The following is a 24,118-nucleotide window of genomic DNA, read 5'->3' as shown; positions in this document are numbered from 1 at the left end:
TTTTATACAAAGGCGAATATCGTCTGCGCTGTTGTATTGTAGTTTATTGCATTGTAGGTCGTTGTTTTGTTTAACAATGTTGTGGCTCATGTGCTTTGTTGGTATGGCCCACGCACAAACGAATCCAGCGCCTTTTACGGTCAAACTGGATGGTTCTGGTAACGAAAAAATTGTTGGCTCCATTGCCGATGATGACGGCAATCTTTATGTGATTGGGTATTTTGAAGCGGGTTCGGATACGCATTTTAGTGTGTATGAAGATACCGATGGCAATGGCACACGTGAATTAATTGCCGGTGGCACTGAGCTACCTCAAGGTGATATTCACCAACTCGGAAACCACCGAGGTCATCGGGATTTATTGGTGGCCAAATTTGATTGGCGTGGCACCTTGCAGTGGGTAAAAACCGCCGGAGGCACCGGTAAGGACGCCGCGACCGGTATCGTATATGACCGCCAAAATAATTTAATTTTTATTTCGGGTTATATTTCGGGCACGGCGTATTTTGATGCAAGGGCGAGAGGAGCCGTAGTGGATGGGCGCAAAATTGATAAGGCGACAGCCACCAATTTATTTGTGGCCAACCTAAACCCAGACAACGGCGAATGGAAAGATATTTCGGTATTGCCGCTGCAAGCGCAATTGCAAAATGCCCCGAGCAATGTGCTATTAAAAGAGTTGTCTTTGGCTAGTGACGATGACAGCCTTGGCAAGGGGTTGTCGTTGGCGATGGACGTTCGTGGCACAGATCAAACCATTGCCTTGTATTTAACCGGACAAGTGACAAACTCATTGGCCATGCAACCCTCTGCGACACCAGGGGGCAATCAGGTTTGGAATCTTCGAGCCGGTTTGGCCGGTAAAACCATGCATAACCTCGGGCGAGCGCACAGCGGTGGTGTGACCACTTCAGGTGATTGGGCTTTCGTGGCACGGGTAAATTATTTGGATAACCCGCAAGCACCGCTCGACCAAACCCGTTGGGAGTGGGACTGGTTAACCAAACTGGACGACAGCGCCTTACCAGAGGCAGGGGCAGAATCTGTTGAGGTGGAATCTTGTGAAAATCAACCGGCGGGCCGGGTGGTAGGACGCTCTACTCTAACGTCCACCGCCGTCACCGAGCGACACATTACGCGCTTTGATCCGGGTGCCGATAGCAATAATCACAGAATTTTCTTATCAGAAGACGCAAATCAACTACAGCTGTCGCAGCGAACCAATTTTACGTTTCGAGACCCAACCCCCCCTGGGGCACGCATTACTCATGTGAGTGCGAAGTTTCGTGGGGAGTTGGTTCAGCTCCCCCCCGCAGACGATCATTTTCAATACGGCAAAGTATCTGTGTGGTTAAACGTGGGTGTGGTACGTTCGCAGAAAATTGAAACACGGAGTACCCAGACTTATGAGATGGGCGCGAACCATAATAATAACAACCGATATCTATACGAATACGGCGGCATCAATACCGTCAGCTTAACCGCCTCATATCATGATATCTGGGCCCGTGCGGTCTCGTTAGAGTTCACCTATGAGATTGATGTATTCGACCCGAGTGTGACCAAGCCATGCCATACACAAGGCATTACCTCGATCACGCTGGACCCGAACCAAGGTTTAGAAAGCCCGGTGTATATCGGTGGTCATTTTACCGGCCAAACGCAATTTTCTGGCTTACAAACCTTGAAGAGTGAGGCAGGCAAAGCGAACGGTTTTGTGGCATCCATTAATGCTCAAGGCCAAAAGCGTTATATGTCGACGGTGGGCGGGGAGTCTTCCATAACCGGGCTGGTGTACAACAGTGCGAGTAATGCTGTCATGGCAACGGGCTTTGTATCTCCCACGTCAGGACGCACCGCCGATATCGATTTCCGCTCACAAAATACCGGGGTAGACATCACCCAAGCGGTTACCCTCAATACAGAGCTTGACGCGAAAACCCTAGTGGCGAAGCTCGATGACAACAATTCCGGTCGTTGGTTGTGGGCAAACACCACACGCAACGGCAAGGCGCTTGCCATCGCGAAAGACCTTGATGACAACTATGTTGTGACGGGTGCGTACTTACGTCCAGGTGAGATCACGCCAGACCCAACCACACCCCTCCCCCGAATTGTGAATGTCGATGGCAAAAATTCGGGCGCAACACTGGTGGAGCTGGAAGAAGGATTTCACTCCATTGAACGTGTGGGGCCGTTGAATGGTGGGCAGTATTACAGTGTGAGTTATTGGAGTAACTCTACCTGCACAAATCCGAACGGCTGTGGTCATCAGACTAATACGAGAGGGTTTTTCCCACAGTTCTTTATTCGCTCCAATACCCTTAAAAAGGTGTTGGCCAATTATCATATGATCGATTTGAACGACACTCGGCATAATATCGGTGTAGGTAGGCGATTTCAGGACTATCGGCAAGCGCTACCTCATGCCGTAAGTGCGTTAGTGCGGCAAGGGCAAACCGCTAATGTGAATTTCCGGTGGGATGACAATAATCACAGTGATAACCGAGGGGGTTATTCACTCAGAATCAAATCGCTTACCCCCGACAACACGATTCGTAACCAAGCGCCGTTTATCTTCGGGTTTAAAGAAAATGCGGATGCCACGGGTATTGAGTCTCTTTGGCAAAAACGCGTTCACTCCGCCAGCTACAGCCAGGGGCACTCTGTTTTTATTAACCACTTAAATTCGCTCTATTGGCTGACCGGTGGTGTGTCGAATAACGAGGGCAGTGCACAAGTGCCGCCACTCGATGCCGTTAATGCAGACACCAACGCCGATAACGTCAACGGTATGGGCAGTGTGATGAGTGTGCTGAACCCCGCCAACGGGAAGCATTCTGAAGATTTCCAACATTACACCAAGCTGCTAGTCGGCAATCGCGTTCTGCCACCCAATGGGGCGGTCATTAGTAATACGCAACTCCCTTCTCCGTTCCGTCGCTCCATTCCCGATAATTTAGGGTTGGGCGCCGGCGTGCCTACTTCTGCCACTATCACCAATACGCCATTGCTGTCGGTGAGCAAAGAACACGGGGTATTTGCCGGTGGGCCGCTGGAGAAGGGCATCGTGGTCTGGGGCACGAGCAGTATCGTGCAAGAAGCCTTTCAGCCCGTCGTTGGGCGTGCCATCAAGGTCCGTTGGCCTACGGTGGCAGAAGGGTTACAGGAATATCTGTACTCCACCACAGAAGGGGTAGAGATTCCGGCCGTTGTGTTGAGCCAGTCCAACAAAGCGGTGGCAGGTCTGCAATATGCGACCCCAATTGAGTCAGAAACGCAGAACGACATCACCTACCAACCGGGTGAGCCGATTCCTTATGGCATCAAGGTCAATGAGGAAACATTGGCCACAGAAAAGCCCCGCCTTGCCAGTGTCGTGTTTTTTGAAGAAGGTGATTTGGTAGGGATGTCCAGCTTCCCGACCATAGTGTCGGTAAGAAGTTACCCTTGGGACACACCCGCAAAATATACCCCCAATTTGCCTGTGGATATTGGTAGCACGATTGCCCCACTGGATGAGGCGATGGAAGAGCGGCCCGGTTATGTGATGTCGAACTTAGGCCGTTACGACACCTTGCCATTGGTATACGATCGCGCAACCCGTGCCGGGCAAATTATCCCAGTGAATAAAAACGGGCCAGAGGGGGAAGACGACGACTTATTGGTGGCCTGGTATCAACAAGGTGCCTTAAATATTGAATGGCCTTTTGCTTCCAGTGGTTATGTGCCCCAGTGGCCCGCAGAGACTGGCCTGATTGCGCTTACCAGCCAATTGGGTTCTGAGGGTGTACACAAAGGTGAGCCGCAATCGTTGGACGGGCTCCGTATCGCCCTGAACGCGCCGGAGTTGTACATTCAAAATGATCGTACGCAAGCCGGCTTCAACCCCAACGAAGAGCATGCCTATATGCTGACTTCGGGTGATGGCCAGTTTGTGGTGGTTCATGCCATACGCCATGATTTAAATCATTACCCATCCGGCGTTGAGACGTCCGACCCCTACGTCTTGGTGCGTTATCAAAAAGAGACAGAAGATCAGGAAACGTCCTACGCCTACCGGATTTTCCAAGTGGCCTTTAACAGTGCGGATTACCCGAATTTCTCCTTGAATGCCATTGCCGGTCAGCCGGTGAATTTACCGGTGTTGCAAAATTGGGCCACCAGCAATACCACCGCCGGGGGTAACCCAGAGAGTTTCTGGCAAGACCCAACCAATCAAGTCTGGTCACGCTCTGGCGATACGGATGTGGCAGTGAACTTCTTTTATCAGCTACCCGCCGGTTTCGATTTCTGGTACGACGCTGATGGCGACGGCACGGCGGATGCGGTGGATCAAATCGCGTATTTGGATATCCACAATCAGAACAGCAACGATGACGTGGACAGCGCCGGCACGCCGTTTACCATTACCTTTACTAACCAGTGGCCAGACGATGTGCCAGTCATCGCCATTGGTGAAACGTTGATTGATGCCCGAAACAACCTGCCGGGCGTCGAGAACATGCGCAACTTGCAGGTGGTGTACGATGAGAATGACCCCATCGACGTTAACCCCGCCAGTGCCGCTCGCGCCGAACAAGCCACAGTGCGGTTGTTCAATTACCGTCAAGAGATTCAAGTGGCCCCCACAGGCAAAGTGCAGTTAGGTGCCAATGAAAGTGGCCCCGTGATTCAACTGGTCAGTAATACCGGTGAAGTATTGGTGAACCTGCCTGCGCGTATCCGCCCAGATTTAGGTGGCGACTACGACTTCCCTCGCCTACCCAGCGACCTGCGCTATCGTTTGCGTTTCCGCCATTTGCTCAATGAGCAAAGCGGTTTCTTTTACTTCCGTGGTGGCAAGTATGACCCTACCACCGGGCAAGACGCCGACGACCTGCCCAACGTCATGCACTTAACCAATGTGATGACGAATTTCGAACGCGAGCTACTGAAGCGTTTCGATAACTTCGGAGTCAGTGGCTCCAGCGATGACCCGTTCTTGAACGCAGACGATGTGAAAGCTGGCACCCCTTGGGACGTGGTGGTGGATAAGCTCTACCATCAATCACGCAACCCCAATAAAACGGATTTTGATGGCGATGGCCTAGCCGATGAAGCCTTACTGATCGGGATGGAACTCGCCCGTGAAGCGCCGGATGACGATAGCGAAGAACTGCCAGACCCCATTCTGGATAGCAACGGCAATCGCCAATTGCAACACAACTTGGTGCAAGCGGATGTGGCATTAACCACCGCCTTTGCCCGCAAACCGGGTTATGTGGTGTTGGCAGAAAACGCCGATACCGACTCCGATACCCCCTCCACTAAGTTACACATTGTTCGAGTGGTCGAGCCCATTGCCAAAGGCAGTGTGAACGTCTTGCGCAATGAACTGAACCTGCTGGATAAACGCTTGGTACTGCGCCACCACTTGGATTTCGGTGGCCGTGCCGATGAATTGGAGTTCGAATGGTACTGGCACCCAGATGTGGACGGCGAGCCGAGCATCACTGTAGGCAGCAATGGAGCCCCGATTGGTTGGGTTCGCTTACAAGGCGATGACATCAGTCATTATCTCGACGAAGGTCGCCCGCTGTTGTCCGACGGCTGGGTTTTAAGCCGTTATCGTGGTTTGAGAACCGAAAACGACCCAGAAGGCATCCATTGGAGCAGTTTGAGTGGCGAAGCGGTGGTGCCGGGTGACCCCATTCGCCCGGTGGCCGTTAGTGGTTGGGTGAAGCGTGTATTGGAAGACATCAATACTTTCGAGCAGCGCTATCGTGACTTCCACAATAACGATGTGAACAGCTACACCAGCATGTTGGTGCAAGCGGGCCGGGCTTACCAAGGGGATGTGGCCCTCAACAGCGAAAACGGTAACCTCAACCAAATTGGGTTAATTGAGCTGTACCAAACCATCCTCAATGAAGCCATTGCGTTGAGTATTCAGGCACCCAATGCCATTACTGACGACGATGCCATTAACAAGCAATTGTTGTTTGCCGCCAGCCGTTTGGCCGACCTCTACACCCTGCTGGGGAACGAAGCCTTCTCGGATGCCATGGACCCCACCATTGGTCAGGCGGGCGATGGCAACGGTTACCTCTCACCCAGCTTGTTTGCTTTCGAGCAAGCACTACCGAGCCTGTTGGATGAAGAACTGGCGTTACTGCGCGGTGTGCCACGACGCAACACCCTGACCGGAAATCGGCTCTTGTGGAACACCAGCGGCGGTGCCGTGGAGGCCACTTACGTTCAAGTGTATGGGCTATCAGATACCAATGGCGATGGCATTGAAGACGAAGCCCAACGGCAGTTCCCACAAGGCCATGGGGATGCCTGGGGCCATTATTTAACGGCCAACAAGCTCTACTACTCGTTGGCCCGTCACCCCAATTACGATTGGAAACCCTTAACGGACACCACCACCATTGCCGGTGTGGCGTTGCAAGTGGACTACCAAGACGAAGAACGCTTCGCGCGTACAGCGGCCGCCAAAGCCCGCACAGGCGCAAGGCTCGTGGATTTAACCTTCCGTAAAGAGTACACCCATGCTCCCTCTGGCCAGTGGCAGGGCTACAAAGACACCAACGCCGAGCGCGCGTGGGGGATGGACGGCTGGGCGAGGCGCGCAGGCCAAGGGGCGTTCTTCGATTGGGCCTTAGCCAATGCCTTATTGCCCTACGATGATTCCGCAAACAGCGATACCGACAGCGGCACCGATGTGGATCGTATCGACCGCCAAACGGTATCTGAGTTGACGGCCATTCCCGCTGCACTGCAAGAAATCGATGCCATTGTTAGCCGCGCCGACCAAGGCAATAACCCCTTTGGCTTGGCGAGCGATGCCATTCCTTTCGACATCAGCCCGAAAGCCCTCCGTGAAGGCGAGACCCACTTTGAGCAGGTGTATTCGCGGGCATTGCAATCGGCCAATAACTCGTTGGAAATCTTCAACTACGCCAATGCGTTAACCCAGCAAATTCGCCAGGGGCAGTTAAGCAATGCGGAATTCCAACGCTTAGAGGAAGACAAAGAGCGAGATTTTAAAAATCGCTTAATCGAGTTAATGGGTTACCCATACCAAGGCAATATTGGCCCCGGTAAAGTCTACCCCAGCGGCTACGACGGGCCGGATTTGTATCAATATATGTACATTGATAGTGCTTTGCCGGATTTACCGGAAAGCAGATTGGAAACGGTACAATTTTCCCTTCCACCTTTGACAATACCCTCAGGAGGCTGTCAGAGGTGTGGTACAGGAAGCGCATCCGGCTTTTTGTTCAGGAGGGATCTTGAGGAAGATGTGAATGGATTCTTCAACCTAGATGAGAGTGGCAATGCGGTCATGCAAATGCCTTATTACTCTCAATTGTCTTCCTATGCTTTTGTTGCTCCTCATTCATGGGAAAGCCGTCGTGCACCAGGAAAACTTCAGCTTCAGCTAGGAGAAATCCAATCCGTACAAGCACGATTGAATAGTGCGACAGCGGATAACCAAGTGTTACTCGAACAGATTCAAGCGGAGGTGGATCTACTGGAATCGATTTATCAGATTCGCGGCGATGAGATCCTAGTGCTGAATAAGAATTCCAGTAGCAATTACGTTCTAACGAATAAACTGGCGGACATGCGAGCAGCAGCCGAGCTATCCACCTTAGCTGGTGAGGCGGTGTACCGGCTCGCAGGGCCAGTTTTAGCTGGATTTAGTGGAGCAGCCGGTATGTCTTTTGATCCTACCTTCCCGGTTCGTGCAGCTTTTGGCTCAGTTTCTGGTTCTTTTGCCGCAGCTGGCGTGCTCACGGGAGGTATTATTGGAGGCAACGCCATGAACGAGCAAGCTAGAGTGGAGGATTTAGCTTTTAGCAATTCAATCTTTATCGAGAAATCGTCATTCAAAATTGAACTTAAGCAGCAGCTCACTGTTATTGAAAACTTAATACACGAAGCCTTACAAAAGCAGCACAGCGTGGTGGAGTTACTGCAAGAAATGGAAAACGCCAAAGGGGTTTACCAACAGCTTGTGGCCGAAGCCGTGCGGGTCATGGAAGAGCGGATTGCCTTCCGTAAAGAGGTCGCCAGTCGCACCACCGATGAACGCTATCGGGACATGACCTACCGTGTTTTCCGCAACGATGCCTTGCAAAAATACCGCGCCAGTTTTGATTTAGCGGCGCGCTACACCTACTTGGCCGCCAAAGCGTTCGACTACGAAACCGGTTTACTGTCAGACAGCGTTGAGGACCAATCTTTCTACGAGTCGTTAGTGAAAGAGCGCTCCCTCGGGCAATTTGATGGCAGTGGTCTTCCCGTCGCGGGCGTTCAAGGCTTATCGACACCCTTGGCGCGTATGCAGCAAGTCTACACCGGTGCCGAAAGTCGTTACGGTCTGCTCGACCCGCTCAACGAAGAACACCACTTCTCTTTGCGTCGCGAAGCCTTCCGCATTCTGGAGGGAGATTCGGGCCGTGAGCGTTGGCAGTCGATGCTGCAAAACGCTCGCGTGGATGACTTGTGGGATTTACCCGAATTCCGCGAGTTCTGTGTGGCGCCTGGTGTGAGCCCAGCCGATGGCCAATTGCCCGGATTAGTGCTGCGTTTTGGCACCAGCATTCAAAATGGCAAAAACCTCTTCGGCTGGCAGGCCGGTGCCGGTGATGCGATTTATTCCGCCTCACGCTCGGCCACCAAGCTCTATCGAGTGGGGTTGCATTTCGACAACTACCCAACCGATTCGCTGATTCGTACCCCTTACGCCTACTTGGTGCCCGTGGGCACGGACGTGATGCGTTCACCCGAAGACATCACCCAGCTGCGCTTCTATCAAGTGTTGGATCAATCGATTCCCGTACCCACCGACCTCGTGCAAGCCAACGACACCTACACCGACGATGACTGGATTCCTCAGTTAGACGTGTTGGGCAATTGGGCCGATCGTCGTCGCCACAGCCAAATGCCGGTGAATACTCAAGCGCATTTCAATTTCGATGACGTCACTACCGATGGCCGCTTGGTGGGTCGCTCGGTGTGGAACACAGAATGGGTATTAATTATTCCAAGCCAAAGCTTGCTTGGTGGCACCAACGGTGAAGGACTGGAGGTGTTCATCAATGGGGCCAATGGCGGCGAAGGCGTCAGCGATATTCGCCTCGTGTTCGATACCTATAGTTTTACGGGATCGTAGTTTTACAAACCATGAAAAAGCGGATGACCGTAATGAAAACGTTAAATTACCGATCATCCGCCGTCGCACTCTCGTTGGCCGCCAGCCTTTTATTGGCCGGTTGCGAACGAGAGCCACAGGTGGCGACGGTGGAAAACCACAGCATTTCCGCACAAGCGTTAATGGCAGAGGCCGAACGCCTCAATGTGCCAAAACACTCAGCGGATTTGCACCGATTGTTAGAGCAATTAATTGATCGCCATGCGGCGGTCGCGCAATTGAAAGCCTTAAAGCTCGATGAAGACCCAAGCTTTCAGCGCGCCTACCGAAAGTTGGTGATGGATACCCTGCTCGAACACTTCGAAACCGCCTTGGCGCCGTCGTTGTCGGTGACGGAGGACGAAGCCAGAGCGGTGTATGAAAAAGACATCAAACACTACACCCAACCGCGACGAGTGCGAATTGCGCTTATTGAATTTGAGGCCGACTCGCCGGTGGCGTTCGAGAGTCACCAACAACTCTCGGCATTGCCTATCACAGAGCGAGAAGCGTTATTTTCCCGTTTAGCGGTGTCGCATTCCAAGCATCGCCCCAGTCGGTACCGGGGTGGCGATGTGGGATTTTTCTCTGAGGGGAAACCTTCCACCACTTGGCACACCGATGTGATCAATGCCGGTTTAGCACTCACCGAAAGCGGCGCGTTATCGCCCGTCATTCAAACCTCTAACGCGCAGTATATTTTGCGTTTGCTGGAGACCGAGCCGGAAACGGTTCAGCCTTTTAAAGACGTCAAAAACAACATTATGAGCGCATTAAAAGCCGACAAGCTACGGGAAATAAAACACACCGCCAAAGCGCAGTTGCGAAACAATCTTTCTATTGAACGCGACGCTGCCGTATTGGCCAGTTTGGTCGACCCAGAGGCGAAATCCATCGCCGTAGCCACCGAACCCACATTGCCTGCGGCGCCGTTAAATTAATTGCCATCACTCAAAGGAGGATGGATACATGTTGAAAAAAACGAATTTTAAAAAAACGAGTTTGAAAAAACCCTATTTGAAAAAAACATTGAAAAAATCACTGTTTATGGCCCTGTCTTTACAAGGGATAGCGTTACAAGCCCTAAGCTCAGCGGCTTATGCCAGTTTGTCTGAACCCGATAACGTATTTTATGGTCGTGTTCAGTCGGGTTTACAAATGTTGTCTGCAGACGATACCGATTACCACATTGAAGCGCGATTAAACGGCGCGGTTATTGATACCTACACCATGGGCGCGCAGTTCGATACCTTGGGCGACCATTACGCCTTACGTATTCCCATGGACAGCACCGGTGCTCGGCAAACTGGTGTCGCTCGCGTAGGCGATACCGTGGAATTTTATTTACTGCAATCGGGCGCCAATGAAAAATCGTTAGGGCAAACAATATTGGCCGATCGCGGTAATATTGTGTCGTTAAATTTATCGACCGAGAACGGCCAAGTGGGGGCTAATGTTGTCCAATCGTCTCCGGTAAAATCGTCGAGCCATATTCATAACGAAAACCACTTGCGCCATCACACTGGCAATATCAAAAGCGCAAACGATATCGCATCACAAAATCCATCGTCGTCATTATTCAGTGCCGCTCAATTACTTTATCAGCATGAAGAGTCACCCTGGTGGAATAACGCCATTTTTTATCCTATTTCATCGGCGGCGTTGATAAATGAAGGGTTTTTCCAACAGCTGACGCAATGGGGCATTAACGCCATTACGCTCACATCACCCGAAATAGATGACAAGCGAAAAGGCGCCCTAATCGATTTTGCAAAATCGAACAGCCTAAAAACCCTTGTGGATATTGCCGTGACAGAAACAACACCAAGTGTTCATGAGACCGCATCGGCAGTCGTCAAAGAATGGCTAGACTTGGGGGTGGATGGTTTCCGCTTCACACAAAAAGTGCCGTCTAAAGAAGCGTTTGAGGCAGAATTTAAAACCGATCTTAAAAAAGAGTTGGCCACTATAGAATCAAAATGGTTTGTGTCACTACTCGATGATCAATATGCCGACGATGCTGTCACGGTTGGTAATTTTGAAAGCGATCAAATGAGTCATGCCGAAAATATTTCACCAGAAATAAATCAGTTTATTTCCGGTGAGACAGAAAAAACGCTTTTAACCTATTTGATGACAGAGGAAAATAATAGAGAGATAAAAACAGACATTGATCAAAGCCGACATTTAGGCTTACACCTATTTTCAGCTCCGCTACCATATCAAAAAGCGGTGTCTGTTTTATCATTGCTAATGCCGGGTGCAGTACATTTAACGGAACAAGCGTCAGCAGCGGTGATAGACGCAACTCATCCATTGCACCATACGCTTAAACAAGCCATCACATTGCGTCAACAACAAGACGTTTTCCATTCACCAGACGCCGTTCATAACGTGAATATTCATGATCATGTGTGGATGAGCCTTCACCGCAAAGGGGAAGAAGTGGGTATTGTGTTGATGAATACCCATTCTGAAGAAAGTGTGGTTTTTCCGGCTCCGGCTGGATTGCAAGGTGCTTATACCAACCTAATAAATGATGAGCGTTACTTTATTCATAAAGAGATAAATTTGTCACCGAGTGACATCGTTGTATTAAAGGTGATGATGCAATAAAAAATAGGGATATCACCCGTCTTCTTTAAAGAAGACGGGTTTATTTTAGTGTTATTCAAAGCGGCGCTTTTGTTTTAACGATTCTTCAGATAGTGATAGCGTTACCGAATTCATAAACGCTTCTTTAAATTCGATGATCTTTTCAAGAATATAATTACATGATGTTTCATGAACTAAGCTTAGCCTTAAAACACAGTGCTCAGAAATAGCAATATAGTAAAGGTAACTCCTAGGTATTGGCATGTCTTTATCAAGTTCCTTCGCTAAGGTAGGAGTTAATTCTAACCAGCTTGAGCCAGAATAATTCACCATTTTATAGCTACTTGAAGATTTAGGAATATGATATAAATAATGTTCAAAAGTACCCTCGGGGTAGTCGTCATCATCTATATATTGATCATTCGATTCCTGTAAAATCTTTAATTCTCGTAAGTGTACCCAATTTCTCAATGTTTTTTCACAAAAAAATGAGAAATCTGATGAGGGAATGGTCTCTGGTCTAAAAACCATCATTCTAGCAAAAAAAGTCCCGCAGCGATCTGAATCAAAATTTTTCAGCAACCCCTTGTAAAACATCCAGCTACTGGAATATATCGTTAGGAAAAGGTGGCCGTACATTGAGTCGTATTGGGCTAGGTCATACAGGTTAAATTGGCCACCGAACTCTTCATAGTCAGCAGGGGTGTTTTTGGGTGGATTTTTAAATTTGAGGATGCTGCCAGATAAGTCGACAGACTTATCTGGTGCATTTTGAAGATTGGGCTGATGTATTTTCTTTTCAAAGAGTTTTGACAACATCTAACGTTAACCCCACCCGCCGTTACCGGTCACCAATTGCCGGGCCAAAGCCAAAAAGGCTTTACCATGGCCACCGTGCTGTGTTTTTACGTGCGCATTAAATTCGTCTGGGCTTTTAAAGGGGTGCATATTGGGGTTGAGAGACGCATCATTCGTCATAATGCCCGCCATATTACGTACGGATTTGGCTTTTTGTAGAAAGCCAGGCACCGCTGCAATAGAAACTCCAGAAACGGCACCCACAACTCCGCCCAAATGAAACCCGCCAACCGCAAAGGTGCCCAAGCTTAAGGCACTCTTATACGTTTTCTGCACAAACCCGAAAAGCGTATTGCCATCTCGAGCTTGTTGCTCTCTTAATACAGCACGTCTATCGTTGTGCTCCTCTCCATAGGCTTTCAAATTCTCATGGAAGCCGCCTAGTTGGCAGCGGTTGATCAACGAACTCCAGTCATGGCTGTTAAATTTCATCACATCGTCATGCAGCTTGATGCCCAGTTTTTTCATTTGTGGCAGCATGGGGCCAACCGCGTCTTTAGGCGCTGCAAAGAACACTTCCATATTTTTCAGGTTTTGGCCTTCAAGGTAGGGTAAGGCGTATTGGAACATGGCGGTTCCCGTGCCGTGGATAAGCCACTTGGTTTTAGCGGAGGGGGCGTTGGCTAAGGAGGTTTTAATCATTTGAGCCAGTTTTAACCCCATAATTTGAGGTGTCATTGATTATCGTCCTTAACTATATGATCGGGGTGGCAGTGAGCTTTCTGCACGTAATTTAAGGCGGTTACGGTGAAATAGCAATTTTCAGAGATCAAAAATCAAACAAAACATGGTTAAGCAGACGACAATCATACGAAGAGTGTCACATTTTTTGGAAATAGTTCACAGTTAGCCAATTTGCGGACTCTACTGTCTCTTTTTGATGAAAGGAAAGGGTTTGCAGTGTAATCATTTCCGGGTACCAAATTAGGAAGGTTTTATTGTATTGGGACAACGCTACTCTGTCGTGTGTCGTACCGCTTGCCTCTCTGTGGAGAGGTTTTTTTAACCCTGCTACCACTTTCCTTTAGCCGCTAAAAATCCTCGAAACTGACAAACGTCACATTACACTCCATAGCTTTTTCTAAGCGCTGCTTTAGCGATGAAGCTTTGATTGATTTGGTTTTATCTGACTGATTGTGCCCTTCTCTTCAGTATTAATTTTTAGAAAATGAATTCATATGAAACCTTTGTGGGAAGAGAGTAATGGCTAGGTATTTAATGAGGTGTACCCGTCTCTTGGCTATGTATCATGGTGGAAAAACGAATCGGTATTTTTCACAAGGCAATAAAGCTATGCTAAAAGAGGTGGAGCAACAAGATGGGATTTGTGGTGGGTTGAGTGGGCATTGGATTGCTTACCGTCACAACAATAGCTCTCTTTGGGATGCGCTGTATACCATAACGAGTGGTTGCTTTGTCTCGTCATCCAGTCTTAATTGGGAAGTATTTCAGACGATAGTCAACGATCATAATAGGTGGGGCAGGTCAGGAGGGAACGGCCTTGTTGTGTTTATGGGAGAACATTTCTTAAATAAAGTGGGTGAGCAGTGTATTGAAAATTTGAATGGGTTTATTCCTAACCCAATGCTACCGGATGGGGTTGTAGAAGGTAAGACCATTGATAATATGGCTTATCGGATTACTCAAGAAATACAACGCGGGAAAATGCTCTTCAACGCAAAGTATGCTTTGGTATCATTTTGTAGACCGTGTGGTGATCCTGGCCCTAATGGGCATGAAGTGGCGATTGCCATGACTAACAATAATACATTTATTTTATTTGATCCTAATTACGGTGAATATGAATTTCCAAACTTTAAAAAGTTTTCGAGTTTTTTTAGTAGCTTTTTCTATGCTCGGTATACTTCTCGTAATAAAAAGTTTGATTTTAGAAAAAGAAGCAAGATTTCATTTTGGTCTTAAATGGTATTATGAGGCCACTCAGCCGTTATGGTTGAGTGGCATACTCTATTAATGCATAAACATTAATATCTATCTATAAATTAATATTTGATTGCAATATTAATTACTGAGTCGAACGTTGCTGATGGTGGTGGTGTTATTTTCAGCGCCGCTGTCTTTGTCGTTCACTAAAATTAAACGGAAACCGGAGCCTGTGAAATAATCGCCCACGGGAATGGAAAAGGTTTGTGTTCCACCGGTGTAGGTGAAGTCATCAATGCCGTAGTTTTGAGAGCCGTCCAACTTAAAGGTCCTGTTGGAGGCCGCACCATTGGCTTGCGTCATACCAATACCATGAATTTCTCCCGTGCCATTCGACGAGAAGTCAAACGTGAGTACGGAATCTGAGGTGACGGTAAAGGTTTGAGTAGTGGCTCGCCAAATGTTACCTGTCAGTGTCATGCTGCATCCATCGGCAGTGTACGAACCGGTGTTGGTATTACTGAATGGGGTAACGCTTTCTAAATTAATGCACTGGCCTGGTACAGGATCTGGATCGGGATCTGGATCCGGGTTGACGGTGCCAATGGCAGACCATAAGCCGTTATTGAAGAATCCGGTACCCGCGTTACTTCCGCCAGACGATGTACAACCGCCGTTGGTGTGAATCCCGATGGCCATGCCGGTTGCTTCGTCAATTACTGGGCTGCCTGAATTACCCCCTGTGGTATCAGCGGTATAACGCAAAACGGTACCACTGCTGGCACTGCGGTTAGCTCCGGCGTGGGTTTGGTTGGTTTGGTTGGTGCGGCCATCGTCAGTGCCGAAGCCGGTAATGCGAATGGTGGAGGGTGAGCGATCTCGTTTAATTGAGAAGCTGCCCCGTGAACCTAAATCTACACGCCCATTATCGCGCACGTTGAAAATGGCCCAGTCGTTACCCAGGCTGACCCTACCGCCGTCGACGATACTGCTGCTAATAATGTCGTATTGATCTTCTGGCCCAGGAAATTGCACGGTGCCATTGGATAAGGAGGCGGGGACGTTAAAAGAAATAATATCGGTTCTTGAGCTAATACAATGCCCGGCGGTGAGTAATCTTTCCCCTCCGATCAACCATGCAGTACATCCGATTGGGTCTATTCGGGCAACACGACCTTCACTAGAAGCTACACGATTATCAACACCGCAGATACTGGCAGTACCCATGTCGGTGTCGGACACCATTTCACCCACTTTCAATTCAGACACATTCACCTTTGAGGTGGTATCGCCGCTGGGTATATGAACGCGAATTTCGACTTTATCTCCGTTGAAATAAGCACTGCGATACTCTCTGTTTTGAAGGTCTTTTTGTGTGAGCTTTTGTGATGCCCCGTCTTTTTGAGAAATTAATTCAATGTAACTGCCTTCAAGTAATTTTGTGCCTTCAAAACTTAGGCGCAGCCATGGTGCACCTTTTGCACTAATTACGTCGGTAGTAATGCTTTCAGTAGAGGTACTGATAACCGTGGCAGAGGGCGCTGATGCACTCCAAGAGTAGGCTTCCATATGGAATGGCATTTCTGCAGTTTGTGCCATTGTGGTACTGGCGGCGCCCAATGAAAGGGCAAAGGTAGTTGCCATAACAGCGTTGGCGATGGGATTTTTTTTATCGATTTTTTTAAATAAAAACTCGGTGGTACGAGGATTCATAGCGGTTACCTTGTTATGTATCTATTTTAGAAGTTTAAATTTTTAGATGTGAGTTTTGATATCACGAATTAATTTGTTATTACATACAAGTAGCTATTCTTGAGTGCATATGCCGGATGGAACTTATTAGCCGGTGTTACTCAAGATCCTTATTGCACGCCCAGTTAACATCGATAATCGCAGTCAATGAGTCACTTTATAAAGGTTTCGTTAGAAACGTTTTACGCTTAAATCGCGTAATAAGACAATATCGTTTTTTGAAACGAAGCTGTGACTTATGAATGTGGGAGTATCCTTTACAATAAATTCGTGTTTTTTTGAATTTATTGTTTAGGTGTGTAAAGGAGTGAAAAATATAGAAGGATTATGTTGATTAATCAATTGCAAGTTTATAAAAGTCGTTATTTAGAATCAAATTAAATGAGTGGATGTTTTTGGCGCCAGTTGAAAGGTGTGGTCTTTTGGTTATTTTTGCAATGTTAGATGGGGTGTTCTTGTGAAGTTGATTTTGAAAAATAAATTTTTAGGTAGGATGCGGGAGAATGATAAAAGTTAAGTTGTAAAGATCATCATCCCTGATGAGCTATTGTGATGCTATTAAAACAGGTGTTTAGAAATTATTTTTTAAAAATGACTTTGACGGTATCGTCAATGGCACCTTCGTCTATGTAACCAATTAAATTAGGGTTTGTTGCAACAACATTTTTTACATCATTATCACCACCGACACTTTGTGGTGCTTGTGCTTTTCCGGTGAAAATTAAACGAGCCCAATAAGCGGTGAGTTGCGTTTCCGTTTTTTTCACAATATCTTTGTAAAAGACAGATCGTGTTGGGCTTCCTTCTGTTTGGTCCACGGGCAGAATTTGCGAACCGCTGAGCGTTTTTTTCTTACCGAGAAAGACTTTGACAATGTCTTCTTCTTTTGAGATCGGTTCAATCGGACTACTGGCACCTACTACCACCGCAATACCAGCTAAGGCGTGTTGAACGCTAACCGATAAGATAACGGCGAGCGCAATCTGAATGCGTTTTTTCATCGGTCGGCTCCTTAAAAGACCAAGTCAACAGTAGCACTGATGACGTCGGTTGTGTCTTCGGATGGGAAGGTATCAAATTCACCAATGGTATCGCCGGTATCCACTGAGTCGTATTGTATTTTAAAGGCAATGCCTGGCTTGAAGTCGTATCGTAGGCCCAGAGAAAATCGATCTTGCTCTTTATTGAAGCTAAGTTGAGTCGCAACAACTGCACCATCTACAACAGGGTTCATCGTAATGGGCGCTTCACGATCATCGTCATCGGTGGATTCGCTTCGGGCGTAACTAATAAAAGGCATGAATTGGCCAAATCGATAGCCACCAACAAGATAGAAACCGTCTTCATCCACCCCTAGGCCATCAAACTCTAAGCTATTGAATTCGGCCATGAGTAACCAGGTATCAGAGTCATACATGGCGGCGACACCAAAGAACTGGGCCAGTTGAGCGGTTTCTTCATTTAAGCCAACCTGTCCATCGAAAGTGAGGCCTGCTGAAGCGTATGCGGCCTCGTATGCGGCGTTGACTCCTACCGATAGGGTTCCGATGTCACTGTCTGGTTGAAAGAATGTGTCTGCTCGGGAGTAGCCTGCACGAAGAGTGAGATAGTCGTAGTTCATATTGAAGTTGAACGCGAAGAGATCGGGCGAAACCGATGAATCAGTTTCAGATCTACCGTATTGTGCTTGTGCAAAGGCACTCCAATCTCCGATCTCGAAATCGTAAGTAAAATCTATCGCTTCATAATTCGCTGACTCTTCTAATACTCCATACACTTCTACCGGGGGTTGTGTCCAAGGCATTGCGTAGCCGACGTCAAAAAATTCAGACAAGATGTAATTGGGTTTTCTTAACCGGCCAATTTTTGTGCTCCAACCATTGCCGAAGTTGTGCTTCAAATACATCCATTCTGCTGTGGTATCAAAATCCTCTTCTCCACGAGAGATGAGCTGAGTAACAAACGACGTGTTCTCATCAATATTGAATGTAAATTGTAAGGCGGCTTTGCTGTAGCGCCTCCAGTTGAGTTCGTCAGTAATACCTCGGTGATACCCTTCTTCTAAGTCTTGCTGAACGACTCCCACCGTTGCAAATCCATTTATTCGGAGTCTCTGTTCTTGATCAAGCAGACGTTGATTCAGTTGCTTAACTTGGTTTGTGAGTTGTTCCACGCTGTTACCATATGCCGTCATTGAGGCGGTACTGGTAATGACAGTGATCAATGCAAGTCGATTGATGTTCATAGCTAACCCAGTGAATTGATAGATGGATCATTCATTTATAGCCAACGAATGAAAAAATGACCAGGAAGTCTATGAAGTGTGGTTTTATCGAAAAAGGCTTAGTATTTAATGTCCGTCCATTTTATGGGAGGACTACTCATCGGTGGGGTACAAGGTTAGGCGAGGTGTTGAGGTATTGAATATCCACTATTAAAGAATCAGCGTTGTAACACGCTTATGGATTTATCTTCGCTGTTATAGTTCGAAATAATGAGGCTTGTTATGAAAGCGTGTTTGTGAGTAAAGCCTGTTCGTTAATAAATGGTATGCCAATAAGTAGCATGTCAATAAGTAGTGTGCCAATAAGTAGTATGTCAATAAAAAGTGTCGATAAGAAGAATCAATAATGACAAAACATGTATTATTTTTTGATGTATTGCGGGTAGTGGCCGCGATTGCGGTTATTGCAATTCATGTGCTTGCCCCCTTCCGTGATCAGTTGGGTACGATACCGTTTGATCAGTGGCTTTCGGCGATTACCATTAATGGTATCAGCCGCTGGGCCGTTCCTGTTTTTATTATGATTACGGGCGCATTGCTACTGAGTGATCGTCGCCCTTTTGAGACGAAATATTATATCAAGCGGCGGGTGGGCAAAGTATTTATTCCTTTCGTCGTATGGTCTCTTTTTTATTCGTATTTATCGGGCTGGAGTTTGGAGGGGTATACCATTAATAAAACGTGGGATGTCTTGCACAATGCCTGGCATTCCGCGACCTATTATCATTTGGGTTTCTTTTACTATTTTATTCCTTTGTATTTAGTGGTTCCCGTATTGAAGTGGTTGATGGCGAGGTATGGTGATCAATGTTTATATCCCATTATCGGGGCTTGGCTGATTTCATCTGTCCTCTATTTAAATGGTATGAAAGGTATTTGGAGCCACCAGTTATGGTTGTATAGTGGTTATTTGGCGCTAGGGTATGTGCTTTATCAAAAAGTTCCTTTAAACCGCTCGCTGCTGTTAACGTTGATGGCAATGGGTATGGCTGCCCTTGTGGTGACGGTGTTTATGGTGGTGCAACGCAGTTTAGGGAAAGAAGCCTACAGTGTGGGCCGGTGGTTTTCCTATAAGACCATCAATGTTATTGCCGTTGCTGCCATGATTTTTTATGGTATTCGTTATGTGAGTCAACATTTACAAGCTCAATGGAAAACAACCAAGGTATTGTCTTTTATCTCTGCTCACAGTTTGGGTATTTATCTGCTGCATCCTATCTTTTTATGGCCCATGAGGTCGTATGAGTGGCACCATGCGCATCCGTTGTTGGTGATTCCTTTTTGGGTACTGGTCAGTGGTGCATTGGCACTATTGTTCAGTTGGTGTGTGTCTCGTTCAGCAAAAACTCGGTGGTTATTACCTTAGTGTGGCTATCCCCAAGGCCATTCTGCTTCAGGGGCGTTTTCAATCGATCAGACCTAGGTGGCGTACTAAGGCGTTATGAATTAGGTCACCATGACTTTGGTTTTCATGATACCGGTCAGCAGGTAAGCCATCTTGGCCGATGGCACTGTTGTCTGTCGCTTAAATCGTCTACTTTTAAAAAGAGAGGTGACTGAAGTCATCACTTCCTAAGGCTTTTATTACTGTCACTCTTTGCACTGGAGGTTCGTTAGGTGGTTTACCGGTTCGATGCTCTTCTTGTAGGTGCGCTGTTTTATTTTTTATCTGGCCTATGGTCTGCTTCCGTAGTGAGTGCATCGACACACTCTGATTCTTCCTCTCTCTCTTCCTCTCATAAACAGGAATTGCAAGTCCATACATCGGCTGTAGCGCCATGGGGCTACTTGGATAAGAGTGGCCGCAACAAAGGTATTTTGACGGACTTTATGAGTGAATTGTGTAATAGGGCAGCCATACCCTGTCACCAGATGATTGCGCCTTATCCTCGAGTTATTCAGTCTGTATCGACCGGATATGCGGATGCGGCCATTTTATTTGTGAGTGACTCTGTAGCAGAACGAGCTCGCTTGCTGGGGATAGTGGCTGATGTTCGCACGGTGATGGTGGGCTTACCAAATGCAGAAAAAATCCACTCCCTTGATGATTTAAAGGGTAAGCGTGTGGGCGTTATTCGAGCTTCATATTATGGCGATGAATTTGATCAGCGTGATGACTTTCAGAAAATTCCATTAAATTCGATAGATCATGGGTTATACATGCTGATAGGGAAACGAATCGATGTGATCGTCAGTGTTGAACAAACCGTGTTTTACGGTATGCGCTCTCTTGGTATGGACGTTCGTCATTTCCGTGTTTTAGGGGAAGTATCCGTGGTTCAGGCGGGGTTGTATATTTCTAAGGCCTCTCATCATAATCTTCATGGTGAGCGGCTACGTCATGCTTTGTTAGAGATGAAAGCGGCCAACGAAGTAGAGCGTTTTTTTGTACACCATGAAAACTGGGTTTCAAAAGAAGGCATGAAGGCTGTGGAGTTTAGTCCTTTAGGTGTCGCCGCCACAACCAGCCAATAAAGAGTCAAGTCAATAAAGAGTCAGGATAAGCATCAGAGAAGAAAAGAAAAAACGATGGCGATCACCATCGTTTTTATTGGGCTACTCACATAAAAAGTGACTGGCAAAGGCCATTAGCGTAATAGACTGACTCTTTGGTGTGATTGCGGTACAAAGAAGAAATCCCCCACCTCATGGCCCGCGCCTTTAATGGCTTTAAATTCTGGTGATTGTTCATAGCCGATTTTGCGTGCGCCTTTTTCGACTTGGTTTTTTATGGTGGTGTAAAGTTCTGGGCCGGAAAGAATCTTATTGTTGTCTTCCAGTGCGGTGAGTAATGCACGTGCGAAGACAGAATGGCCACTACCGGCATTATCAAGGACAGGTTTATCGCCACCAGAGGCGAGAAGTAACCGGGCCTTTTTCTTTAATTTGTATTCAATGTATTCATCCGTATATTCCTGGTCGGAGCCCATAAATAGGTAACCGGGTGCGCTTGATAAAAGCCCAGCGTAACAGGAGTCGGCAACCACCAAGACACGTTTCGCATTTAAACGGGCCAAATGTCGAGTAATAAATTCGTTAGAAACCCAATAGGTGTCTTTAGGGGGCGGGTTGGCGTTTACTGGCAGCCAGTAACCATCTTCAATTTCGCCACTTTTTACACGACTGCCATGGCCAGCGTAGAAAATCAGTAAGTTGTCTTGGTCGGTAATCACGTCATTGAGGTCATTGATCGCTTGCATGACTTCAACATTGCTGGCATCCAGTAAGGTTTTTACGGAAAAGCCATATTTATCTTCCAATACATCGGCAATGGCCTGAGCATCACTGATAGGGGAGTACAAATTATCCAGTTGTGAGTAGTTTTGGTTGCCGATAATTAACGCGTAGTATTTTCCAAATTTTAGGGGGGAATCGCCGGACACGCTTGCTGTGGAGGAGGGGCTTTCAATGGCGACGGGCTCTCGGAATACCGGTATGTTATCGTAACGAGTTTGCGCTTTTTGTTTTTCGGTTTCCAGCTCTGCCACCCAGTTCTGTAATTGTTGGATTTCTTGTCGCAATGTGTTGTTTACATCGGCGTTTTCAGCTTGGGCGGATAATTGCGCTTTCATTTGCGATAGCTGTTTAGACAACAGGGTAATTTGTGTATTTTTCTCAGACAATTGTTTTTGAAGCGCACCGCGTAGCGCTTTTTGTTCTTGAGCGGCCGCAGATTGATAAATAACACTGTCCTCTTCTAACCCCCAGGCTTTGCGATACCAATTCAGCGCTTGAAGGCTGTCTTTTTCTACTCCCAACCCTTGCTCGTAAAGTGTGCCCAAATTAAATTGTGCTCGCGCATTGCCCTGCTCGGCGGCTTTTTGATACCAAATGGCTGCAGCGGCATAATTGGGGCTGTCGCCCAAACCCCGCTCAAAGATTTCCCCCACATTAGCTTGGGCTTCTGGGTCGCCACCTTCGGCGGCTTCCATCCAGACATTGAGAGCGGTTTTGTAATCGGCACGGTCGTATTCTACGTATTCCCCGCCTCGTATACGGCAATCGGCTGCTGTGGTATGGATGGGTCTTCTGGGGGTGGAATACGTCATGGTGCCTAATCGGCGAAGTTGGCCCGGCAATAAACAATCCACAATATGCAAGTCTTGAATTTGAGAAGGTGTACCTTCCCCGGCTTGTGTTGCAGAGGGCTTGGTATTATTGCAACCATTCAGGAAAAGGGCGGTAATCAAAAAGCCAATCATTAACCCCATGTTTGCCAGTGTGCGGCCTCGGTTGGGCTGCTTCCTGCGGGTGTAATTGTGATGCTGAGTGTACATGACAGTCCTCTTCATGTTGTTTTTCTATTTTCTTTTTAAGTGGAACGTGAATGTCATTATGATGTATACGTTTATATACACACGGTTATGAAACCGTCGCTACTACGTTGTTGAATTAAGCTGTTGTATTAACCTGTTTTATTAAGTTCTTGCTATGAAGCCGTCACTATAAAGTGGTCATTATAAAATTAGTACTGACGCACTGAATTTTATGTGTCATTCATCGTTCACATGCCATTGATATTAATTGGAGCACATTAAATTCTACTGGCTAACGCACACCTTATGCATGGATAGCCTCACAAAATAGATTCTTTTTCGAAATAATGGGAAGCCAATTTTATTGCGCTTTATTTAATTTTTATGTCGTTTATTTTTTCTCAAGTTTTAATAACCCGTATTGGTCGGTGGCGTGGTGTCATGGGGACGATGGGAATGACCTTCTTCGTTACCATGACCCTCGGTTGCTCCTCTTTTTCGCCGGCGTTGGAAGACCGTGTGAAGGTATTGGGTTGGCAGAGGACAGTTAGCGTATACGGTGATTTGCCAATGATTACCGTGGCACCGAATTTGAAACCGGTGGTATTGAAAGAGGATTCACTGGAAGCATCATCAACCCGCTTGCATGTTTATATTGAGGGAGATGGTATTCCATGGATTAATGGGCGTTTTGTATCGGCTGACCCCACGCCGATGCAACCTTTGGCATTTGAGTTAATGGTTAAAGACCCTCGGCCCACATTGTATTTGGGTAGGCCCTGTTATTTTGGTCTATCAGATGAGCCCGTTTGCGAGCCGGCATTATGGACCAACGAACGCTATTCCCCACAGGTGGTTGAGAGCATGGCGCAGGCCTTGGATGCTTATATAGCGCCTTTCTTACTGGATGACCCATCGGCCAAAATTACTCTGTTCGGCTATAGCGGCGGGGGTACTTTGGCTTTGCTTTTGGCGCCGAAAAATGAGGCTGTTGATCGTGTGGTGACCATCGCCGGGAATTTAGACCCAGAGCAATGGACGGAAACGTTCGGGTATTTGCCTCTGCAAGGGTCTTTGAACCCGACTCATTTGCCGTTTCCTGGGCGGGGGAAACCGTCATTTCAGCAGGTTCATATTGTTGGCGATAATGATGACGTTGTGCCTTTAGCCATATCGGATGCATACCTTGAAGTTCACGGTGGGGAGCGCTGGGTGAAGAACGGGTTTTCTCACAGTTGCTGCTGGCTAGAGGCTTGGCCTGAATTGCTCCAGCAGCTAGAGCAATTCTTTCGTAATGGATGA

General features: G+C 47.4%; 13 protein-coding genes. 7 read left to right on the top strand and 6 right to left on the bottom strand.

The window, feature by feature from the left end; translation table 11 throughout:
* Positions 1-103: 103 nt before the first annotated feature.
* The 3 genes from LU351_RS01505 to LU351_RS01495 are packed head-to-tail and all read left to right on the top strand — an operon-like array spanning position 104 to position 11,803.
* Positions 104-9,169, top strand: coding sequence for a hypothetical protein (locus LU351_RS01505; protein WP_232592238.1), 9,066 nt, complete (start codon positions 104-106; stop codon positions 9,167-9,169).
* 23 nt (positions 9,170-9,192) lie between these two features.
* The gene (locus LU351_RS01500; protein WP_232592237.1) at positions 9,193-10,128 is read left to right on the top strand and encodes a peptidyl-prolyl cis-trans isomerase; all 936 of its coding nucleotides are present in this window, start codon (positions 9,193-9,195) and stop codon (positions 10,126-10,128) included.
* A 28-nt stretch (positions 10,129-10,156) separates the two neighbouring features.
* Positions 10,157-11,803: a hypothetical protein gene (locus LU351_RS01495; RefSeq protein WP_232592236.1), complete on the top strand. Its 1,647-nt coding sequence runs from the start codon at positions 10,157-10,159 to the stop codon at positions 11,801-11,803.
* Between the two features lie 51 nt (positions 11,804-11,854).
* Here LU351_RS01495 and LU351_RS01490 read toward each other — a convergent pair whose 3' ends face one another.
* The gene (locus LU351_RS01490) at positions 11,855-12,601 is read right to left on the bottom strand and encodes a hypothetical protein (RefSeq protein ID WP_232592235.1); all 747 of its coding nucleotides are present in this window, start codon (positions 12,599-12,601) and stop codon (positions 11,855-11,857) included.
* Between the two features lie 6 nt (positions 12,602-12,607).
* Complete coding sequence (locus LU351_RS01485) at positions 12,608-13,318, bottom strand: hypothetical protein (RefSeq protein WP_232592234.1); 711 nt, start codon at positions 13,316-13,318, stop codon at positions 12,608-12,610.
* Between the two features lie 564 nt (positions 13,319-13,882).
* Here LU351_RS01485 and LU351_RS01480 point away from each other — a divergent pair.
* Positions 13,883-14,563: a YopT-type cysteine protease domain-containing protein gene (locus tag LU351_RS01480; RefSeq protein WP_232592393.1), complete on the top strand. Its 681-nt coding sequence runs from the start codon at positions 13,883-13,885 to the stop codon at positions 14,561-14,563.
* A 99-nt stretch (positions 14,564-14,662) separates the two neighbouring features.
* On the opposite strand, the gene LU351_RS01475 is transcribed toward LU351_RS01480, so the two are convergent.
* From LU351_RS01475 to LU351_RS01465, 3 genes are all read right to left on the bottom strand, one after another.
* Entirely contained in the window at positions 14,663-16,237 is a 1,575-nt protein-coding gene (locus tag LU351_RS01475) for a trypsin-like serine peptidase (RefSeq protein WP_232592233.1), read from the bottom strand.
* 617 nt (positions 16,238-16,854) lie between these two features.
* Positions 16,855-17,277, bottom strand: coding sequence for a type 2 periplasmic-binding domain-containing protein (locus tag LU351_RS01470; RefSeq protein WP_232592232.1), 423 nt, complete (start codon positions 17,275-17,277; stop codon positions 16,855-16,857).
* Between the two features lie 11 nt (positions 17,278-17,288).
* On the bottom strand, positions 17,289-18,521 hold the full coding sequence (locus LU351_RS01465) for a hypothetical protein (protein ID WP_232592231.1): 1,233 nt from the start codon (positions 18,519-18,521) through the stop codon (positions 17,289-17,291).
* A 385-nt stretch (positions 18,522-18,906) separates the two neighbouring features.
* Between LU351_RS01465 and LU351_RS01460 the strand changes: the two genes are divergently transcribed.
* Both LU351_RS01460 and LU351_RS01455 read left to right on the top strand, forming a co-directional pair.
* The gene (locus LU351_RS01460) at positions 18,907-19,926 is read left to right on the top strand and encodes an acyltransferase (RefSeq protein ID WP_232592230.1); all 1,020 of its coding nucleotides are present in this window, start codon (positions 18,907-18,909) and stop codon (positions 19,924-19,926) included.
* A gap of 251 nt (positions 19,927-20,177) precedes the next feature.
* Positions 20,178-21,035 carry a substrate-binding periplasmic protein gene (locus LU351_RS01455; protein WP_232592229.1) on the top strand — a complete coding sequence of 286 codons (858 nt, stop codon included), beginning with the start codon at positions 20,178-20,180 and terminating at the stop codon, positions 21,033-21,035.
* A gap of 113 nt (positions 21,036-21,148) precedes the next feature.
* Here LU351_RS01455 and LU351_RS01450 read toward each other — a convergent pair whose 3' ends face one another.
* Positions 21,149-22,837 carry a caspase family protein gene (locus LU351_RS01450; RefSeq protein WP_232592228.1) on the bottom strand — a complete coding sequence of 563 codons (1,689 nt, stop codon included), beginning with the start codon at positions 22,835-22,837 and terminating at the stop codon, positions 21,149-21,151.
* 435 nt (positions 22,838-23,272) lie between these two features.
* On the opposite strand from LU351_RS01450, the gene LU351_RS01445 reads away from it, so the two are divergent.
* Positions 23,273-24,118, top strand: coding sequence for an alpha/beta fold hydrolase (locus LU351_RS01445; protein ID WP_232592227.1), 846 nt, complete (start codon positions 23,273-23,275; stop codon positions 24,116-24,118).

The sequence above is a fragment of the Marinibactrum halimedae genome, from assembly GCF_021234875.1.
GTDB lineage: Bacteria > Pseudomonadota > Gammaproteobacteria > Pseudomonadales > Cellvibrionaceae > Marinibactrum > Marinibactrum halimedae.
This window is presented reverse-complemented; position numbering and strand designations above follow the sequence as displayed.